The 2,356-nt window shown below is 67.3% G+C and carries 4 protein-coding genes; all 4 read right to left on the reverse strand.

Features of this window, described 5'->3' with window-relative positions; translation table 11 throughout:
* The coding region (locus tag BN9444_RS14900) for a hypothetical protein (RefSeq protein WP_199872867.1) at positions 1 to 305 on the reverse strand (305 nt) is incomplete at its 3' end.
* 75 nt (positions 306 to 380) lie between these two features.
* The gene (gene bioD, locus BN9444_RS12960; RefSeq protein WP_066491572.1) at positions 381 to 1,061 is read right to left on the reverse strand and encodes a dethiobiotin synthase; all 681 of its coding nucleotides are present in this window, start codon (positions 1,059 to 1,061) and stop codon (positions 381 to 383) included.
* A gap of 8 nt (positions 1,062 to 1,069) precedes the next feature.
* On the reverse strand, positions 1,070 to 1,369 hold the full coding sequence (locus tag BN9444_RS12965; protein ID WP_068802119.1) for an aminotransferase class III-fold pyridoxal phosphate-dependent enzyme: 300 nt from the start codon (positions 1,367 to 1,369) through the stop codon (positions 1,070 to 1,072).
* The gene (locus BN9444_RS12970) at positions 1,366 to 2,334 is read right to left on the reverse strand and encodes a fatty acid synthase subunit beta domain-containing protein (protein ID WP_478219572.1); all 969 of its coding nucleotides are present in this window, start codon (positions 2,332 to 2,334) and stop codon (positions 1,366 to 1,368) included. Before BN9444_RS12970 ends, BN9444_RS12965 begins: the two co-directional genes overlap by 4 nt.
* Positions 2,335 to 2,356 lie beyond the last annotated feature (22 nt).

Below are 2,356 nucleotides of genomic sequence, written 5' to 3' on the forward strand. Positions count from 1 at the left end.
ATGCCCGGCGTGGACACTGCCGCGTCGGTCGGGTCGCCCGGCGCCGACTCGCGCGCCCAGGTGAGCGGGTCGAAGCCGTGCGGGAAGAAGGGAGCGAGCTCATCGGCGAGCGGTTCGAGCACGGCAGCCGCCTGCGTGACATAGCCTGCCACCGTGGCGTGCGCGGCGGTCTGCGCACGCAGGGTAGGCAGCCACGCGTAGCCCTGGCCGGAAAACTCCAGCGCAAAGGGCTCCTCGGCCAGGCGCTCGATGAGGGGACGCGCGCCGGCGGGCAGGGTAAATGACTCGGTGTTGATTGAGCTCACGATGGAAAGTGCTCCTCTTGTCCTGCGATCAGTTTTGTCAGTGATACAAATTCAATGACTAAGCATGCCACAAAATCATGAGGGATCCATCATCTTTTGGGTGACACGCGGAAAAACCTCCCGCGCCACCGCCGCGAATTCCCCCTTCCCCAGCTTTCCGATGCCCCCAGGCAACGCGCCCCAGAACTCCTCCCCCGTCACCTGCTCCATCTCCTCAAGATTCAAGCGCGTGGCGAGGTCCAGCTCCTCCGGCAGCGAGCCGCCCACCAGGCCTTTCACCGTTAGTCCGCGGCGGCGGGCCGCCTCGACGGTAAGCTCCGCCGCATTGAGGCTGCCCAACCCCATCGACGTCACGACGACGAGCGGCGCGCCCAGGTCAGCCGCGATATCGGCGAGGGTGAGCTCATCGCCCAGGCGCACGAGCAGACCGCCAGCGCCCTCGACGAGGACGAGACGACCCGGCGCATCGAGCCCCTGAATCCAGGCAACGAGCTCCGCCCGGTCCGGCTCGGCCATGCCCGCCCGGCGCGCGGAGAGGTTCGGCGCGAGCGGCTCGGGGTAGCGCACGAACTCTTTGGTCTCGAGCCCTGTGAGCCGGGCAACGGTGTTCGCATCCCCCTGTCTGTCGGGCTCGCCGGTCTGGATGGGCTTGGCCACGACGACGTCAACACCGTCGCCCGCCGCAACACTCGCCAACGCCGCCGTGGCGATGGTTTTCCCGACGTCCGTATTCGTGCCGGTTACGCAGATAATCATGTCTTCTCCTAGTAGTTCCGCGCCGCGGCACACATGCCGCGGCAGATGGCCTGGACTTCTTCGGACGTCGCGATAAATGGCGGCATGGCGTAGATGAGCCGGCCAAAGGGGCGCAGCCACACACCTTCGTTCACCGTGGCCGCAGTCGCGCGTGTCATGTCGACGTCGCGGTCCATCTCGATCACCCCGATGGCGCCGAGCACCCGCACGTCCGCGACGCCGGGGATCTCCCACGCATCCTGCAACCCACAGCGCAGCCCCTCCTCCACGGCGGAAACCTGCGTACGCCAGTCGCCGTCGAGGATCATCTGCGTCGCNCCGTCACGGACGGCAGCTTACCGCCGGCGGCGACGCGGGCGAGCTCGCGCATAGAATTCACGGCGTCGATTTCGGTGATCAACGGCGAGGCACCCGGAATGGTGGGCTCGGTGAAGTGAAGGTTGAGCTCCGCGCCCTTGATGGCACCGGCGAGCGGAACCGTCAGAGTCGAGCCGTTGAAGTGCACGCCTTCGACCTCAGCGGTAACACGCAACGGATTGGTCTGCTCGCGGCCGGCCCAGTTGACGGAGGGAGCGTCGGCGATGGCGGGGGCCACGGTAGCCGTTTCAGAAACCTGGGCAGCAGCGGCGGCCTCGAAGCGGCCGAGGAGCTCGGCCACCGGCTCGTCGACGCGGGTGATGCCAGCAACGGCGGTGGTGCCCGGAATGATGGAGACGCCATCCGCGTCGTAGCGGTCATCGTGGGCCTGCCACAGGGAATCCTGGCGCCACCAGCGGCGCACGTCCGCGTCGATGACGGGCACGAAGTTAGCGGGCTTGCCGCGCTCGCCGAGCAGAGTGATAAACCAGGCGGCATCGGCAGCCACGAGCGTGAGGTCAAGCTTGTCATCATAGGCCGCGCGCAGGTCTGCAACAGCAACGGCCGGGTTGGAGCCGACCGTGACGAGCGCATCGAAGGAACCGTGGTCCGCATCATTGAGGCGGGCCTCCACGCGCGCGACCATCTGGGCGAAGCGGTTGGCCCAAGAGACATCCGCCCACTCACCGCGGTAAGACAGCTCGAGGTAGCGGTTGAGCCACTCCTCGTAGGTCATGGACTCGAGGTCGCCGAAGTAGGGCTTGGCCGTCGTGTTGATGGCGGCGATAATCTCGTCGCGACGGGCGGCGACGGCCTCGGCGTCGCCAGCGACGTCGTCAAGGAGGCGGCCCGCACGGGCCCAGGCGTTATCGATCTCGTGGATATCGGCGCCCAGCTGCGAACGGCCGGACGCGATGCCGCCGCGGGCCTGGCCAGCG

It is taken from the genome of Corynebacterium phoceense (genome assembly GCF_900092335.1).
Taxonomy (GTDB): Bacteria; Actinomycetota; Actinomycetes; order Mycobacteriales; family Mycobacteriaceae; genus Corynebacterium; species Corynebacterium phoceense.

Coding starts and splice junctions, on each gene's coding strand:
- bioD (WP_066491572.1), bottom strand. CDS start 1,061: ATGATTATCTGCGTAACCGGCACGAATACGGACGTCGGGAAAACCATC.
- BN9444_RS12965 (WP_068802119.1), bottom strand. CDS start 1,369: ATGATCCTCGACGGCGACTGGCGTACGCAGGTTTCCGCCGTGGAGGAG.